Here is a 14,662-nt window from a genome sequence, read left to right on the forward strand (position 1 = left end):
CGCGAAGTGTCTTCGGCTACCGAGCAGGTCAACGAAGTGGCACTGCGGGTGGTCAGCGCTTCCAACTCGTCGATGGTCAACTCCGACGAGCAAGCCAACCGCACCAACAGTGTGGCTGCCGCGATCAATGAACTCGGGGCCGCCGCCCAGGAAATCGCGCGCAACGCTGCGCAAGCCTCCAGTAATGCCAGCGATGCACGCCACCTCGCCGAAGACGGTCAACACGTCGTTGAGCGCAATATCAAGGCAATGACGCAACTGTCCGAGATGATCAGTGCCTCCAGCAGCAACATCGAAGCCCTGAATAGCAAGACGGTGAATATCGGCCAGATTCTCGAAGTGATCACCAGCATTTCCCAACAAACCAATTTGCTGGCACTCAACGCCGCCATCGAAGCAGCTCGCGCAGGGGAAGCCGGGCGCGGGTTTGCGGTGGTTGCCGATGAAGTGCGCAACTTGGCCCATCGCACCCAGGAATCGGCGCAACAGGTGCAAAAAATGATTGAAGAGCTGCAAGTCGGCGCCCGGGACTCGGTCAGCACCATGAGCGAAAGCCAGCGGCACAGCCATGACAGCGTGGAAATCGCCAACCTGGCCGGCGAACGCTTGAACAGCGTGACCCAACGCATCGGCGAAATCGATGGCATGAACCAGTCAGTGGCCACCGCCACCGAAGAGCAGACCTCGGTGGTGGAGTCGATCAACATGGACATCACCGAGATCAACACCCTCAACCAGGAAGGTGTGGAAAACCTGCACTCGACCTTGCGCGCCTGCGCTGACCTGGAACAGCAGGCGGCACGGTTGAAACAACTGGTGGGCAGCTTCCGCATCTGACCCCCGCGCTCGCCGCTCTAGTCAGCGGTGGGCAGTTCGTCCGGCGCAGGTTCGGTCGCTCCCCGCTCCCGCTCCCACAACTCGGCGGCACCTGGAAATTCGGTGCCGTCCTCACTGTCCAGGTCATCCGGGTCATATCGGCTTAAACACCCCTCCCCCAAGGTCGCCGGGGCTTTGGAAGTGGCTTTATCCAGCGGATCGTTCATCAATCATTCCTCGACGGCAGGCAAAAAAAAGCCTGGGACGATTAAACGCCCAGGCCCTTTATTCAGCAATGCAAATGCCGCCGTTAGAACACCACCGTCTTGTTGCCATGCACCAGAACGCGGTCTTCCAAGTGGTAGCGCAAGCCACGGGCCAGCACCATCTTTTCGACGTCACGGCCGAAACGCACCATGTCTTCAATGCTGTCGCTGTGGCTGACACGCACCACGTCCTGCTCGATGATCGGGCCGGCATCCAGCTCTTCGGTGACGTAGTGGCAGGTCGCGCCGATCAGCTTCACGCCACGCAGGGAAGCCTGGTGGTACGGCTTGGCACCGACAAACGATGGCAGGAAGCTGTGGTGAATGTTGATCACCTTGCCGGCGTACTCGCGGCACAGTGCCGGCGGCAGGATTTGCATGTAGCGCGCCAGCACCACCACATCGGCTTCGTGCTGCTTGACCAGGCGGGACACTTCGGCGAACGCCGGTTCCTTGTCTTGCGGGTTGACCGGCACGTGGTAGTACGGGATGCCGTGCCACTCGACCATGCTGCGCAGGTCGTCATGGTTGGAGATTACACAGGCAATTTCGCAGTCCAGCTCATCGCTGTGCCAGCGGTGCAGCAGGTCAGCCAGGCAGTGGGATTCGCGGCTGGCCATCAACACCACGCGCTTCTTCTGCTCGGTGTCGGTGATGTGCCAGCTCATCGAAAACTCTTCGGCGATCGGCGCAAATGCCTCGCGAAAAGCCTCGAGACCAAAGGGCAACGAATCGGCACGAATTTCGTGACGCATGAAGAACCAACCGCTGAGATTGTCCGAGTGATGGCTCGCCTCGGTGATCCAACCGTTGTGAGAGGCCAGAAAGTTACTGACTTTGGCAACGATGCCAACCCGGTCCGGGCAAGCAATCACCAGCCGAAAAGTGCGCATTAGGGGAAAACTCCAGAACTTCGCAAAGGCCGCCATTCTAGCGATTGCGCAGGAAAACTGCAGTATTCGTTAACGCTTATTCTGATCGCCGGCCGCCGGCATGCCCCTTAATGACCTAAGGTTTTACCACCTTTATATCGATCGACTGCGTCACCCTCAGGCTATTTCTGAAAAGTCAGGGATTTTATCTTTAAGCCTACGACCTAGTAATTAACTCGATTGCATAGGGTCGCTACAAACATTCAACGTAATTCACATAAATGCGCCCTTAAATGTTTACTTGAGGAAACCGCGTGACTATTATTAGGCCACTTTCCCTGTCAATCAGCGCTCTACATAAGGTAGTCCACATGTCCTTGATCAACGAATACCGCGCCACCGAAGAAGCTATCAAAGAGCTGCAAGCCCGTTTGAAGAACCTGTCCCAAGACGACAAACTGCAAACCGAGCTGGAATTCGAAGGTAAATTGCGCACCCTGATGGGCGAATACTCCAAATCCCTGCGCGACATCATTGCGCTGCTGGACCCAGAGTCGAAAGTTAAAGCACCGCGTGGCGCTGTGAAAACTACCGGCACCAAACGTGCTCGCAAGGTCAAACAATACAAAAACCCGCACAACGGCGAAGTGATTGAAACCAAAGGTGGCAACCACAAAACGCTGAAAGAGTGGAAAGCCAAGTGGGGCGGTGACGTGGTTGAAGGCTGGGCTACTCTGCTGGGCTAAGCCCAAAGGGCATGCGCCTGCTACACCACTGATTAAAAAACGCCAGCCTGCTGGCGTTTTTTATTGCCTGCATCTTCTGTAAAAGATCGACTACAGACTTACCCGTGCCACTAAAGCATCGGCATATTCCTGCCATTGCTCCAGCACCCCACGCTGAAACGGCGTAGCAGTTACCGCCAACTCCTGCCGGGCCTGGTTAAATGCCTCAAGGGTATTCGGCGCCCCCCATTCAGGGTTCGACAAACGCTGCTGACAAAACAGTTTCCAGCGTTGTTGCTCCTCATTATTCAAGGTGTCGGGGAAGTTACGTGCGCGGTAGCGAAACAATAATTCGGGCAAACGATCATCATCAAAAGGCCATTGCTGATGCGCTAATTGCGCGGGCTCGGCCATCCGGACTTGTTCGCATAAGCGCCGATCACGGTCGCCGATAAAACCATCGTAAAGCTGCTGTTCAGGGTCGGTACTCGCCGCAAAATCTTCCTCGGCGTAAATCGCCGCCAACTTATCGCGCCAAAGTTCCTGTGCGTCAGTTAGTCGCAGCGCCCGCGCCTGATAAATAGTCATGTCCAAGTGCAAGCGCTCGCGGTCCTCGGCCCGCAATACATTCAACGGGGCGACCACCGGGCAGCGGTTGATATGCACCAATTTGAGCGGCACCGGCAGCTCGCCCTCGGCCAGCGCGTCACGGCGGGTGTACAGGCGTTGGCGCAGGATATCCGCATCAAGATCCAGCAGCCCTTGAGGGTCGAGCCCAAGATCGCAGACGATCAACGCATTGCGATTGCGCGGGTGCCAGGCCAGCGGCATGACGACGCCCAGGTAATGACGTTCGGCCGCGAAACGCCCAGAGATGTGCACCATGGGTTGCAGCAGGCGCACTTGATCCATGACCCGTTGTTTGCTGCGCAATTGGAATAGCCAGTCATACAGCTTCGGCTGTTTCTCGCGAATCAGCCGCGCCAGGGCAATCGTGGCGCGCACATCAGACAATGCATCGTGAGCCTGCCCATGATCGATGCCGTTGGCTTCGGTCAGGCGCTCCAGCTTGAGTGTCACGCGCCCATCCTGCTGGGGCCATGTAATGCCTTCCGGGCGCAAGGCGTAAGCGGTGCGGACCACGTCAATCAAATCCCAGCGGCTATTTCCGCCTTGCCACTCCCGGGCGTAGGGGTCGAAAAAATTGCGATACAGGCTGTAGCGCGTCATTTCATCGTCAAAGCGCAAGGTGTTGTAACCGGCGCCACAGGTTCCCGGAGCGGCCAACTCGGCATGTACACGAGTCATGAAATCAGCCTCGGCCAACCCTTTCTCCGCGAGTATTGCCGGGGTGATACCGGTAATCGCGCAGGCCGCGGGATGGGGCAGGATATCGTCGCCGGGCTGGCAATAAAGATTGACCGGGGCGCCGACCTCGTTGAGCTCGAGGTCCGTACGAATACCGGCTACCTGGAGCGGGCGATCGTTGCGCGGGTTGATGCCGGTGGTTTCATAGTCGTACCAGAAAAGGGTGGTCACGGGCTATTCCTGTACTGAAGATCGACGAAGTCTAGGCGCTGAACGGCGTCCGAGGCCAGCACCGATTCAACTGTACAAACATCCAGCAAAACCTTGAATGGTTGCTTCCATTGCCGACACTGCTAGCATCCGTGTCTCCCAACCGCTTTGCGCTGCCAAGGATTGCGATGCCATCAGCCCCATTGGACACCCGCTACCAGATCGAGACCCCGGAGGGCATCGACCTGCCCCTGCGCCCTGCCGGCCTGATGCCACGCGCGTTGGCCTTCGCCTTCGACCTGGGCGTGCGCGGGGTGGTCATGGGTGTCCTGCTGGTCCCACTGGCCTTGCTTGGCAACCTGGGTCTCGGCCTGGGCTCGCTGCTGCTGTTCCTTATCAGTTGGTGGTACATGGTGCTCTTTGAGGTACTCAACCAAGGCTGTTCACCGGGCAAACAGGTGATGGGCCTGCGGGTAGTGCAGGACGACGGTACCCCGATCGGCTGGTCTGCGTCACTGATCCGCAACCTGTTGCGGTTTGTCGACATGCTGCCGTTCGGCTATTTCCTCGGCGCAATCAGCTGCCTGCAACATCCTCATTTCAAACGTCTGGGCGACTTGGCCGCAGGCACCTTGGTGATCTACCGCGAACAGCCTCTTGGACGCCCCAAGGTGCCCCAAGCACCGGCGCTGCGCCTGCCCTTTGCTTTGGACCTGAGCGAACAGCGGGCCATTCTTGGCTTTGCGGAACGCCAGGGCGACCTGTCCGTCGAACGTGTCCACGAACTGGCCTCGATCCTCGCCACGCCCTTACAGGTATCACCGGCCCGCGCCGTGGAGCAACTCAATGGCGTGGCCCGCGGCCTGTTGGGGCCAACATGAAGCAGAGCCTGTTCGAAAGCCGTCACCAGCCACAATGGCAAGCCTTCGCAGAACAACTCAAGCAGTTGGAACAAGGCAAGGCCAAGGCCAGTGAAGTAGCCGATTTCCCTCATCAATACCGGCGCCTGTGCCAGCACCTTGCCCTGGCCCAGGAACGCGGCTACAGCAGTTACCTGGTGGACCCCTTGCAACAACTTGCCCTGCGCGGCCACCAGCAACTGTACCGACATCGCAGCCAGTTGGCGGCGCACATGCTGAGCTTCCTGTTGGCCGACTTTCCCCGGCTGGTGCGGGAACAGTGGCGTTTCGTGCTGATCTCCAGCCTGCTGTTCTTTGGCAGCCTGCTGGGCATTGCCCTGCTGGTCTACCTGTTCCCCGACCTGATCTACAGCATCGTCAGCCCCCAGCAGGTCGCCGAAATGCAGACCATGTACGACCCCGCCGCCAGTCGCCTGGGCCGCGCCGCCGAGCGGGCTTCCAGCGAAGACTGGATGATGTTTGGTTACTACGTGATGCATAACATCGGCATCGCATTCCAGACCTTCGCGGCCGGTTTGCTGTTTGGCCTGGGCAGCGTGTTCTTCCTGATATTCAACGGTCTGGTGATCGGTGCCGTCTCCGGGCACCTGACCGAGATCGGGTATGGGCAGACCTTCTGGTCGTTTGTCATCGGCCACGGCGCTTTCGAGCTGACTGCCATCGCCCTCGCCGGGGCTGCGGGATTACAACTGGGCTGGGCGCTGATCGTCCCAGGGTCCCTGACCCGTGGCGAATCCTTGCGTCTGGCCGCACATAAAAGTGTGCAGATGTTATGTGGCGTGATGGTGTTCCTGGTGATCGCAGCGTTTATCGAGGCTTACTGGTCTTCCACCACCGGGGTAATGCCTTGGGTGAAATACCTGGTGGGCGCGGCACTGTGGCTGTTGGTGGTCGCTTACTTGAGCCTTGCAGGAAGAGCCCGCCATGCGCCTGAGTGATTCAAGTGTGGTGATTCGTCCGCGGACCTCCTGGGAAGCCATGGACCTTGGCGTATTAATGGCCCGCGAACACCGCCTGCTACTGATGAGCAGTTGGGCCTTGGTGAGCCTGCCGGTTTTCGTTGTGCTTACCGCGCTGCTGTGGAAGTACCCGTCTACCGCGATGTTCCTGTTCTGGTGGCTCAAGCCAGCATTCGACCGCCTGCCGCTGTATATCCTGTCCAAGGCCTTGTTTGGCGAAACGCCCAACCTCAAGCAAGCGGTGCGCCAATGGCCGCGGCTGTTGAAGGGCCAACTGCTGGCCAGCCTGACCTGGCGGCGGCTCAGCCTGAGTCGCAGCTTTGTGATGCCGGTCAGCCAACTCGAAGGCCTGGATGGCCAGGCGCGCCAAAAACGCCTGGGCGTGCTGCTGCAAAAGAATGCCGGTGCCGCACGCTGGTTGACCACTATCGGGGTGCACCTGGAGATCGGTCTGTGGTTCGGTTGCATGGCGCTGTTTTATCTATTTATTCCGCAGAACGTTGAGATGGATTGGGACTGGCAGCGCCTGGTCCTGGCCGCAAACGCGGAAGGACTGTGGCTGGAACACCTGGGGAATGCTTTTTATGCCTTGATGCTGGTGTTCTGGGAACCCATCTACGTCGCCTGCGGCTTCAGCCTTTATCTCAACCGCCGCACCGTACTGGAAGCCTGGGACCTGGAACTGGTTTTCCGCCGCCTGCGCCAGCGTCTGAGCACTGTGGCGCCGCTCTTGTTGTTGATGATCGGGCTGATGCTGCTGCCATTGAGCCCCCCCGTCATGGCGGATGCTTCCAACCCCGCCAAACCGCTGAGCACCGAAAACGCGAGCCAGTCAATCAAGACCCTGCTGGACAAGCCGCCCTTCAAAAACCCGGAAACCGTTACCCGTTATCGCTTTGGCGAAGATAAACCTGCTGCTAAAAACAAGGCACGCGGCGAGGGCAAGCTTCCGGCCTGGTTGCAGGCGCTGCTGGACAACTTCAACAGCGATACTTTCAAGCACCTCGCCCAGGGCCTGGAGGTACTGTTATGGAGCCTTCTGATCGGTGGCCTGGCCCTGCTGATATGGCGCTACCGCGGCTGGATGCAGACCTTTGTCAGCCGACGCGGGTTACCCAAACCCAAAGCCCCCAAACCTGTGCCTGCGCAATTGTTTGGCCTGGAACTGGGCGTCGAAACCTTGCCTCAGGATATCGCCAGCACCGCCGAGCAGCTGTGGGCCACCCAGCCCCGGGACGCCCTTGGCCTCCTGTATCGCGGCCTGCTCAGCCGGCTGCTGCATGACTTCAACCTGCCGCTGAAAAGCGCCGACACCGAGGGCCAGGTCCTGGCGCGTGTTCACCAGTTGCAGCAACCTCAACTGCTGGCCTTCAGTGACGAATTGACCCGGCATTGGCAAAACCTTGCCTATGGTCATCACCTCCCCCCGGCGTCGGCCCAGCAACAACTGTGCAGCGATTGGCGCAGCCTGTTCGGTTCAGGAGGTACCGTATGAACCGGCCATTCGTGTGGATAGCACTCCTGCTGCTATGCCTGGTCGCCGCGCTCGGCTTCTACACCTGGAGTAAAGCGATTCCCTACGAAGTGGTGGTGGATCGCGGCCCCTCCCCGCAAGCCTTGGCCAACCCCTACCTGGCGGCCGAACACTTCCTTCGCCAGCAAGGCGTGCCTGTGGAGCACGCCAATAGCCTGGAGCGGCTGATCACCCTACCGGCCAAGGGCAACAGCCTTTTATTATTGGGCGAACGGAGCAACATGACGCCACGCCAGGTAGACCGACTGCTGGCTTGGGCCAAGGCCGGCGGCCATCTGTTGCTGGTGGCCGAGGCGTTGTGGGATGAAGAAACCGGCAAAAGCGGCGACCTGTTGCTCGATCGCCTCTCTATTCACCAGACCTTGAGTGACGAACCCGAAGAACCCGAGCCTGGCCCTAAAAAACTGTCCAGGAAGAACGCGCCGGACCTGACCAAGCTGTATGTCGACAATGAAACCGCCCCGGTCTATTTCAGCTTCGACACCGACTTCAACCTCACCGACCCCAGGCACCTGGCGCAATTCTCGGCCAATAGCGCCAGGTCGAGCCACCTGATGCAGCTCGACGTCGGGGAAGGCAGGGTCACCGTGATCACCGACAGCGACCTGTGGAAAACCCCGGATATCAGCAAATACGATAATGCCTGGCTGCTGTGGTACCTGAGCCAGGGCACTGCCGTGACCTTGCTGTTCAACAACGATTTCGACGACTTGTTCAGCTTGTTGTTACGGTATTTTCCCCAAGCGCTGGTGGCTCTCGCGGCCTTGATTACCCTGGCACTCTGGCACGCCGGCATGCGCCAGGGGCCGATCCAGGCGCCCGCCCCCAAGGCTCGACGGCAATTACAGGAGCACCTCAAAGCCAGCGCCGACTTCCTGCTGCGCCGCAGCGGCCAGGGCACTCTATTGCTGGCTTTACAGCGCGATATCCTGCGCGCAGCCCGCCGCCGTCATCCCGGTTTTGAACAGCTCGACAACACAGAACAGTGGCGGGTGATTGAACACCTGACGCACCAACCTCCTCACGTCATCAGCCAGGCCCTCGGCCCACTTGCGGCAAAACGGCTTTCCAGCGCCGATTTCAGCCGGCAAGTGGCGTGCCTGCAAACACTCAGGAATGCCCTATGAGCGAAATTCCAAGCGCCACTGCCCTGACCGGCGAAACCCTGCACCGCGCCAGCCAGCAGGCCCAGGCCTTGCGCGCTGAACTGCGCAAGGCGGTGATTGGCCAGGACCCGGTAATCGATGACGTGCTTACCGCATTGATTGCCGGTGGCCATGTGTTGCTTGAAGGTGTGCCAGGACTGGGTAAAACCCTCTTGGTACGTGCCCTGGCGCGCTGTTTCGACGGTGATTTCGCGCGTATCCAGTTCACCCCGGACCTGATGCCCAGCGATGTCACCGGCCATGCCGTCTATGACCTGCATACCGAGCAGTTCAAGTTGCGCAAAGGGCCAGTGTTCACCCATTTGTTGCTCGCCGATGAAATCAACCGCGCCCCGGCCAAGACCCAGGCGGCCCTGCTCGAAGCCATGCAGGAACGACAAGTGACCCTCGAGGGCGAGGCATTGCCGATTGGCCAGCCGTTCATGGTGCTGGCAACCCAGAACCCCATCGAACAGGAAGGCACCTACCCCCTGCCGGAAGCGGAACTGGACCGATTCATGCTGAAAGTACGCATGGACTACCCGGACGCACAGCAGGAACTGGACATGGTGCGTGAAGTGACGCGCTCGTCCCGGGCCGACATGCTCGATGTGCATCCATTGCAGACAGTCCTGCTGGCTGAGGACGTACTGCTGCTGCAGAAGATCGCCAGTGAGCTGGCCTTGGATGAACAAGTGCTCGACTATGCCGTGCGCCTGGCACGAGCCACCCGCACCTGGCCTGGGCTGGCCATCGGTGCCGGCCCACGGGCTTCCATCGCACTGGTACGTGGCGCCCGCGCCCGTGCACTGTTGCGCGGCGGTGAGTTCGTCACCCCGGATGACATCAAGGGATGCGCCCTGGCGGTATTGCGCCACCGGGTGCGGATTGCGCCAGAGCTGGACATCGACGGGCTGGAGGTGGACCAAGTGCTCAAGCAACTGCTGGACCAAATTCCGGCCCCTCGACAATGACTCGACCATGAAACCGACACGTCTGCTACTGAACTGGCTTGGCGCTTTACTGGGGCTGAGTACGCTGCTGGGCGCTGCGGCAGCCTTGCAATTCAAAGTGCCCGGCACCTTGTATTCAGTGATGTGGGGTTTGCTTCTGGCACTGCTGTTGCTGGCCGTGCTGGACGCTCTGCGTCAGCGCCGCCGCCAAACTCCGCGACTGCAGCGGCAGATGCCCGGCAGCCTGGCGCTGGGGCGCTGGGGTGAAGTCCGCCTGACGCTGGAGCATGACTACCCGCAACCCCTGACAGTGCAGGTAATCGATCATGTCCCCGATGGGTTGACGGTGGAAAACATGCCCCAGTCCATAGCGTTGCGCCCCGGTGAGCGCAGTGAGCTGGGGTATCGCCTACGGCCTTTGCGGCGCGGGCACTTCAATTTCACCCGTTGCGAAATCCACCTGCCCAGTCCGTTGGGCCTGTGGTCGGCGCGGCGGTTTATTGAGGTCAGCGATTTCACCCGTGTGTACCCGGACTTCGCCCGACTGTACGGCGCAGAGCTGCTGGGTGTGGATAACTGGCTGAGCCAGTTGGGCGTGCGGCAACACCAGCGCCGAGGCTTGGGGCTGGAGTTTCATCAACTGCGCGAGTTTCGCGAGGGTGACAGCCTGCGGCAGATCGACTGGAAGGCCACTGCCCGACAACGCACACCCATCGCCCGGGAATACCAGGACGAACGTGACCAACAGATTGTGTTCATGCTTGATTGCGGCCGACGCATGCGCAGCCAGGACGACGAGCTGTCCCATTTTGACCACGCTCTCAATGCCTGCCTGCTGCTCAGCTATGTCGCATTGCGCCAGGGCGATGCCGTGGGGTTGTGCACCTTTGCCGGCGAACAGCCGCGTTACCTGGCACCGGTCAAGGGCAGCAGCCAGTTGAACCTGCTGCTCAACGCCGTATACGACCTGGACACCACTCGACGAACCGCCGATTACCAGGCGGCGGCAAACCAACTGTTAGCCAGGCAAAAACGCCGGGCATTGGTGATCGTGATTACCAACCTGCGGGATGAAGACGATGAAGCGCTGCTGACCGCCGTCAAGCGAATCAGCCGCCAGCACAGGGTGCTCGTGGCCAGCTTGCGCGAAGAAGTGCTCGATCAGTTACGCCACACCCCGGTACAAACCTTGCCCGAAGTCCTGGCCTACAGCGGCACCGTTGATTACCTCAATACACGCGATGAACTGCATGATCGCCTGAGCGCCCACGGGTTGTCGGTGCTGGACACTGTGCCATCGGCACTCGGCGCTGCACTGGTGACGCGCTACCTGGGCTGGAAGAAAGCGGGGGTCTTTTGAAAGGAAAAACGACGGGGGCTAAAACACCCCACGCCAGGTGGACCACACGCTGTAGCTAGGCTGAAGCCTGCAAGGGGTCAAAACTGAAGTAATGCAACAGGATGTTGATCAGTTGCCCATATTCCTCGGACGCCTGAAGCACGCTGAACCCAGAGTCATAATGCTGCGGGTTGACATCTTCATGGCTCCACAAACAGGTAGCTGTAATATCGATTGCATGGAATGTGTCGTCAGGCCCGGGGATCTTCATACGTAACTCGAAGTCCACATCGACCATCATGGGCAACTGGCTGATTAACATCAGCCCCTCTTCCGAGACATTTCCCAAAAAACCGATGGGTTTGTCGGTAAGACGGTTAAACACTTGCAGGAAATAAGGGAGTTGATGCCGCTCGATCCGTCGTTCGGTAAACATGGTGAGATCGCCATCCAATGGCCATGACTCTGGCCGTGCCAGTGATTCGGAACGAGCAGGATCGCTCGCTCTCCCTGGATCTCGGTGTGACGCCCAACCACGCTGCATCACTAAACCGCCGCCGAATCCAGGCCCCGCATTCATTTGACTGGAAACTTGTACAAATGAACATTCAAAGAATAGCCCAAGACTGGCGACCGGCCAGTTATGAAATGACGAATACCATTATAAAGAGGCCGGGCGCGGCTGGGCGGCAGGTGCGCCGGGGTAATGCCCCAATTGCTGCAGGGTGTCCAGCCGTGCACGGGCACGATACGCGTACTCACTCGACGGGTACTGATTGATGATGAATTGATAGGTTTGCACTGCATCCACGAAGAGTTTCTGCCGCTCCAGGCATTGCCCGCGCAACATCGAGACCTCGGGTTGCACATAACGCCGGGTACGGCTCTCGCGGTCGACCTGGGACAACTCCAAGGTGACCCGCTGGCAATCACCGACCCCGTAGGCACGGTAGGCGTTGTTCAAATGGTGGTCCATCGACCAGCGGGTGCAGCCGACAACACTGACGGCCAGGGCGGTAATTAGCAAAATGCGCATGAGGGTTCTCCTGTCTTGTGCAATGTATCGACCCCTCGTCGAAAATCTTCAAGGGTGTTCGTCGAATCAACAGCAGCAAAAACAAGCCGATCGTCGATAAGTAGTGCAAACGAACAATGACTACAACGAAAGAGCATAGTAGCCTTCCCCAGCGCTTGAACTCAGGAGTCTGTGCATGTCCGTCCGTCGTACCAAAATCGTCGCCACCCTTGGCCCGGCCAGCAACTCGCCGGAAGTCCTCGAACAGCTGATTCTGGCTGGTTTGGACGTTGCCCGTCTGAACTTCTCCCACGGCACCCCGGACGAGCACAAGGCTCGCGCCAAGCTGGTGCGTGACCTGGCCGCCAAGCATGGCCGCTTCGTCGCATTGCTGGGTGACCTGCAAGGCCCGAAAATCCGTATCGCCAAATTCGCCAACAAGCGGATCGAGCTGAAGATCGGTGACACCTTCACCTTCTCCACCAGCCACCCGCTGACCGAAGGCAACCAGCAAGTCGTGGGTATCGACTACCCGGACCTGGTCAAGGATTGCGGCGTCGGCGACGAACTGCTGCTGGACGACGGCCGTGTGGTGATGCGCGTCGACACCGCGACCCCAACCGAACTGCATTGCACCGTGATCATCGGCGGCCCGCTGTCCGACCACAAAGGCATCAACCGTCGCGGCGGTGGCCTGACGGCGCCGGCCCTGACTGAAAAAGACAAGGCCGACATCAAGCTCGCCGCCGAAATGGAAGTGGACTACCTCGCCGTGTCCTTCCCGCGTGACGCTGCTGACATGGAATACGCGCGTAAACTGCGCGACGAAGCCGGCGGCACCGCCTGGCTGGTGGCGAAGATCGAACGTGCCGAAGCCGTGGCCGACGATGAAACCCTCGACGGCCTGATCAAGGCTTCCGACGCGGTGATGGTTGCCCGTGGCGACCTGGGCGTGGAAATCGGTGACGCCGAGCTTATCGGTATCCAGAAAAAAATCATCCTGCACGCACGCCGCCACAACAAAGCGGTGATCGTCGCGACCCAGATGATGGAGTCGATGATTCAGAACCCGATGCCGACCCGCGCCGAGGTCTCCGACGTGGCCAACGCCGTGCTCGACTACACCGACGCCGTGATGCTCTCGGCTGAAAGTGCTGCCGGCCCTTACCCGCTGGAAGCGGTGCAGGCCATGGCGCGCATCTGCGTCGGTGCCGAAAAGCACCCGACCAGCAAGACCTCCAGCCACCGCATCGGCAAAGTGTTCGAAAGCTGCGACCAGAGCATCGCCCTGGCGGCCATGTACACCGCCAACCACTTCCCGGGCGTGAAGGCGATCATCGCCTTGACCGAAAGTGGCTACACGCCGCTGATCATGTCGCGCATCCGTTCCTCGGTGCCGATCTACGCGTTCTCCCCGCACCGCGAAACCCAGGCCCGCGCGGCCATGTTCCGTGGCGTGTACACCGTCCCGTTCGATCCGGCGTCGTTGCCGCCGCACGAAGTCAGCCAGGCTGCCATCGACGAGCTGATCAAGCGCGGCGTGGTAGAGAAAGGCGACTGGGTCATCCTGACCAAGGGTGACAGCTACCACACCATCGGCGGCACCAACGGCATGAAGATCCTGCACGTTGGCGACCCAATGGTCTGAGTGACGCGCTGAAAAAAAAGCCCCGCCCTGTAAATGGCGGGGCTTTTTGCATTTCAGGCTGGCGGTCAGGTTGGCTTCAATGGCCTCTTCGCGAGCAAGCCCGCTCCCACTTTTGACCGCGTACCCCCTGAAGAAACTCGGTCGAATGTGGGGCTTGCTTGCGAAGACGTCAGAACAATAAACAAAAACTATCGTCTGCTGATAAACCCCGACAACGCCTCAATCGCCTCCGGCGACTTCAACCGCTGCACAAACAACGCCCCCTCCTCTTCGATCACTTGGCGCAATTGCTCCCGATCGACACTTTTCATCAGGTGCTTACTGACCTGCACCGCCCCCGAGGCCAGGGTTTCAAAGCGCTCGGCGATTTCCCGCGCCTTGGCCAGGGCCGCCTCGCCGCTGCCCAACGCCTCGGTGGCAATGCCCCACGTCGCCGCCTGCGCACCGGTAAACCCTTCGCCCAACAGCAACAGTTCCGCCGCTTTCGCGTGTCCCAATAACCGTGGCAGGATCAGGCTCGAACCAAACTCGGGGCACAGCCCCAGGTTGACGAACGGCATACGCAAGCGCGCATCACGGCTGACATAGACCAGGTCGCAATGCAGCAACAGCGTGGTGCCGATCCCCACCGCCGCACCCGCCACGGCGGCGATCACCGGCTTGCGGCAATTGAGCAGGCTTTTCATGAAATCGAACACGGGACTGTCGAGGTCGCTGGGCGGCTGTTCGAGGAAGTCGGCGATATCGTTGCCGGCGGTAAAACACTCGCTGCTGCCCTGGATCAGCACAGAGCGGATATCCGCGTCGGCATCGGCCTGCTCCAGCGCCTCGGCCAGCTGGCTGTACATGGCGCGGGTCAGGGCGTTTTTCTTGTCGGGGCGATTGAGCTGCAGGGTCAGCACCCCACGATCACGCAGCTGCAGGATGGCATCGGTCATGGCGAGTCTCGCGG

The 14,662-nt window shown here is 59.8% G+C and carries 15 protein-coding genes; 9 read left to right on the forward strand and 6 right to left on the reverse strand.

What is annotated here, in order from left to right:
* Positions 1-72: 72 nt before the first annotated feature.
* A complete protein-coding gene (locus WBR57_RS30825) occupies positions 73-837 on the forward strand; it encodes a methyl-accepting chemotaxis protein (RefSeq protein ID WP_424089517.1) in 765 nt (254 codons plus the stop codon).
* A 17-nt stretch (positions 838-854) separates the two neighbouring features.
* Here the strand turns inward: WBR57_RS30825 and WBR57_RS30830 are convergent, their stop codons facing one another.
* Both WBR57_RS30830 and purU read right to left on the reverse strand, forming a co-directional pair.
* Positions 855-1,043: a hypothetical protein gene (locus tag WBR57_RS30830; protein WP_424089472.1), complete on the reverse strand. Its 189-nt coding sequence runs from the start codon at positions 1,041-1,043 to the stop codon at positions 855-857.
* 83 nt (positions 1,044-1,126) lie between these two features.
* Positions 1,127-1,975 carry a formyltetrahydrofolate deformylase gene (gene purU / locus WBR57_RS30835; protein ID WP_424089474.1) on the reverse strand — a complete coding sequence of 283 codons (849 nt, stop codon included), beginning with the start codon at positions 1,973-1,975 and terminating at the stop codon, positions 1,127-1,129.
* Between the two features lie 350 nt (positions 1,976-2,325).
* Here purU and mvaT point away from each other — a divergent pair, with 350 nt between their 5' ends.
* Entirely contained in the window at positions 2,326-2,700 is a 375-nt protein-coding gene (gene mvaT, locus WBR57_RS30840; RefSeq protein WP_005790963.1) for a histone-like nucleoid-structuring protein MvaT, read from the forward strand.
* A gap of 90 nt (positions 2,701-2,790) precedes the next feature.
* On the opposite strand, the gene sbcB is transcribed toward mvaT, so the two are convergent.
* Positions 2,791-4,218: an exodeoxyribonuclease I gene (sbcB, locus tag WBR57_RS30845; RefSeq protein WP_424089477.1), complete on the reverse strand. Its 1,428-nt coding sequence runs from the start codon at positions 4,216-4,218 to the stop codon at positions 2,791-2,793.
* Between the two features lie 167 nt (positions 4,219-4,385).
* On the opposite strand from sbcB, the gene WBR57_RS30850 reads away from it, so the two are divergent.
* Genes WBR57_RS30850 through WBR57_RS30875 form a run of 6 tightly spaced genes read left to right on the forward strand, consistent with a single transcriptional unit; the run spans position 4,386 to position 11,068 of the window.
* Positions 4,386-5,078 (forward strand): RDD family protein, encoded by a 693-nt coding sequence (locus tag WBR57_RS30850; protein ID WP_424089479.1) that lies wholly within the window; start codon positions 4,386-4,388, stop codon positions 5,076-5,078.
* Positions 5,075-6,055, forward strand: a complete 981-nt coding sequence (locus WBR57_RS30855; protein WP_424089481.1) for a stage II sporulation protein M — start codon at positions 5,075-5,077, stop codon at positions 6,053-6,055. Before WBR57_RS30850 ends, WBR57_RS30855 begins: the two co-directional genes overlap by 4 nt.
* Positions 6,042-7,571, forward strand: a complete 1,530-nt coding sequence (locus WBR57_RS30860) for a DUF4129 domain-containing protein (protein ID WP_424089483.1) — start codon at positions 6,042-6,044, stop codon at positions 7,569-7,571. Before WBR57_RS30855 ends, WBR57_RS30860 begins: the two co-directional genes overlap by 14 nt.
* On the forward strand, positions 7,568-8,737 hold the full coding sequence (locus WBR57_RS30865) for a DUF4350 domain-containing protein (protein ID WP_424089485.1): 1,170 nt from the start codon (positions 7,568-7,570) through the stop codon (positions 8,735-8,737). Before WBR57_RS30860 ends, WBR57_RS30865 begins: the two co-directional genes overlap by 4 nt.
* Complete coding sequence (locus WBR57_RS30870; protein ID WP_424089487.1) at positions 8,734-9,729, forward strand: AAA family ATPase; 996 nt, start codon at positions 8,734-8,736, stop codon at positions 9,727-9,729. Before WBR57_RS30865 ends, WBR57_RS30870 begins: the two co-directional genes overlap by 4 nt.
* A gap of 7 nt (positions 9,730-9,736) precedes the next feature.
* On the forward strand, positions 9,737-11,068 hold the full coding sequence (locus tag WBR57_RS30875; RefSeq protein WP_424089489.1) for a DUF58 domain-containing protein: 1,332 nt from the start codon (positions 9,737-9,739) through the stop codon (positions 11,066-11,068).
* Between the two features lie 55 nt (positions 11,069-11,123).
* On the opposite strand, the gene WBR57_RS30880 is transcribed toward WBR57_RS30875, so the two are convergent.
* Together WBR57_RS30880 and WBR57_RS30885 are read right to left on the reverse strand one after the other, a co-directional pair.
* On the reverse strand, positions 11,124-11,483 hold the full coding sequence (locus WBR57_RS30880) for a PilZ domain-containing protein (protein WP_424089491.1): 360 nt from the start codon (positions 11,481-11,483) through the stop codon (positions 11,124-11,126).
* Positions 11,484-11,708: 225 nt separating this feature from the next.
* Positions 11,709-12,083 (reverse strand): tetratricopeptide repeat protein, encoded by a 375-nt coding sequence (locus WBR57_RS30885; RefSeq protein ID WP_424089493.1) that lies wholly within the window; start codon positions 12,081-12,083, stop codon positions 11,709-11,711.
* Positions 12,084-12,258: 175 nt separating this feature from the next.
* Between WBR57_RS30885 and pyk the strand changes: the two genes are divergently transcribed.
* A complete protein-coding gene (pyk, locus tag WBR57_RS30890) occupies positions 12,259-13,710 on the forward strand; it encodes a pyruvate kinase (protein ID WP_122538680.1) in 1,452 nt (483 codons plus the stop codon).
* A 188-nt stretch (positions 13,711-13,898) separates the two neighbouring features.
* Here pyk and WBR57_RS30895 read toward each other — a convergent pair whose 3' ends face one another.
* Positions 13,899-14,648, reverse strand: coding sequence for an enoyl-CoA hydratase-related protein (locus WBR57_RS30895; protein ID WP_424089496.1), 750 nt, complete (start codon positions 14,646-14,648; stop codon positions 13,899-13,901).
* Positions 14,649-14,662 lie beyond the last annotated feature (14 nt).

Source organism: Pseudomonas sp. (genome assembly GCF_049590575.1).
Classification (GTDB): domain Bacteria; phylum Pseudomonadota; class Gammaproteobacteria; order Pseudomonadales; family Pseudomonadaceae; genus Aquipseudomonas.

Bases quoted from the DNA above. Each gene is read 5' to 3' on its own strand.
- WBR57_RS30825 (WP_424089517.1), top strand. From the start codon at position 73: ATGGTCAACTCCGACGAGCAAGCCAACCGCACCAACAGTGTGGCTGCC.
- WBR57_RS30830 (WP_424089472.1), bottom strand. From the start codon at position 1,043: ATGAACGATCCGCTGGATAAAGCCACTTCCAAAGCCCCGGCGACCTTG.
- purU (WP_424089474.1), bottom strand. From the start codon at position 1,975: ATGCGCACTTTTCGGCTGGTGATTGCTTGCCCGGACCGGGTTGGCATC.
- mvaT (WP_005790963.1), top strand. From the start codon at position 2,326: ATGTCCTTGATCAACGAATACCGCGCCACCGAAGAAGCTATCAAAGAG.
- WBR57_RS30850 (WP_424089479.1), top strand. From the start codon at position 4,386: ATGCCATCAGCCCCATTGGACACCCGCTACCAGATCGAGACCCCGGAG.
- WBR57_RS30855 (WP_424089481.1), top strand. From the start codon at position 5,075: ATGAAGCAGAGCCTGTTCGAAAGCCGTCACCAGCCACAATGGCAAGCC.
- WBR57_RS30860 (WP_424089483.1), top strand. From the start codon at position 6,042: ATGCGCCTGAGTGATTCAAGTGTGGTGATTCGTCCGCGGACCTCCTGG.
- WBR57_RS30865 (WP_424089485.1), top strand. From the start codon at position 7,568: ATGAACCGGCCATTCGTGTGGATAGCACTCCTGCTGCTATGCCTGGTC.
- WBR57_RS30870 (WP_424089487.1), top strand. From the start codon at position 8,734: ATGAGCGAAATTCCAAGCGCCACTGCCCTGACCGGCGAAACCCTGCAC.
- WBR57_RS30875 (WP_424089489.1), top strand. From the start codon at position 9,737: ATGAAACCGACACGTCTGCTACTGAACTGGCTTGGCGCTTTACTGGGG.
- WBR57_RS30880 (WP_424089491.1), bottom strand. From the start codon at position 11,483: ATGTTTACCGAACGACGGATCGAGCGGCATCAACTCCCTTATTTCCTG.
- WBR57_RS30885 (WP_424089493.1), bottom strand. From the start codon at position 12,083: ATGCGCATTTTGCTAATTACCGCCCTGGCCGTCAGTGTTGTCGGCTGC.
- pyk (WP_122538680.1), top strand. From the start codon at position 12,259: ATGTCCGTCCGTCGTACCAAAATCGTCGCCACCCTTGGCCCGGCCAGC.
- WBR57_RS30895 (WP_424089496.1), bottom strand. From the start codon at position 14,648: ATGACCGATGCCATCCTGCAGCTGCGTGATCGTGGGGTGCTGACCCTG.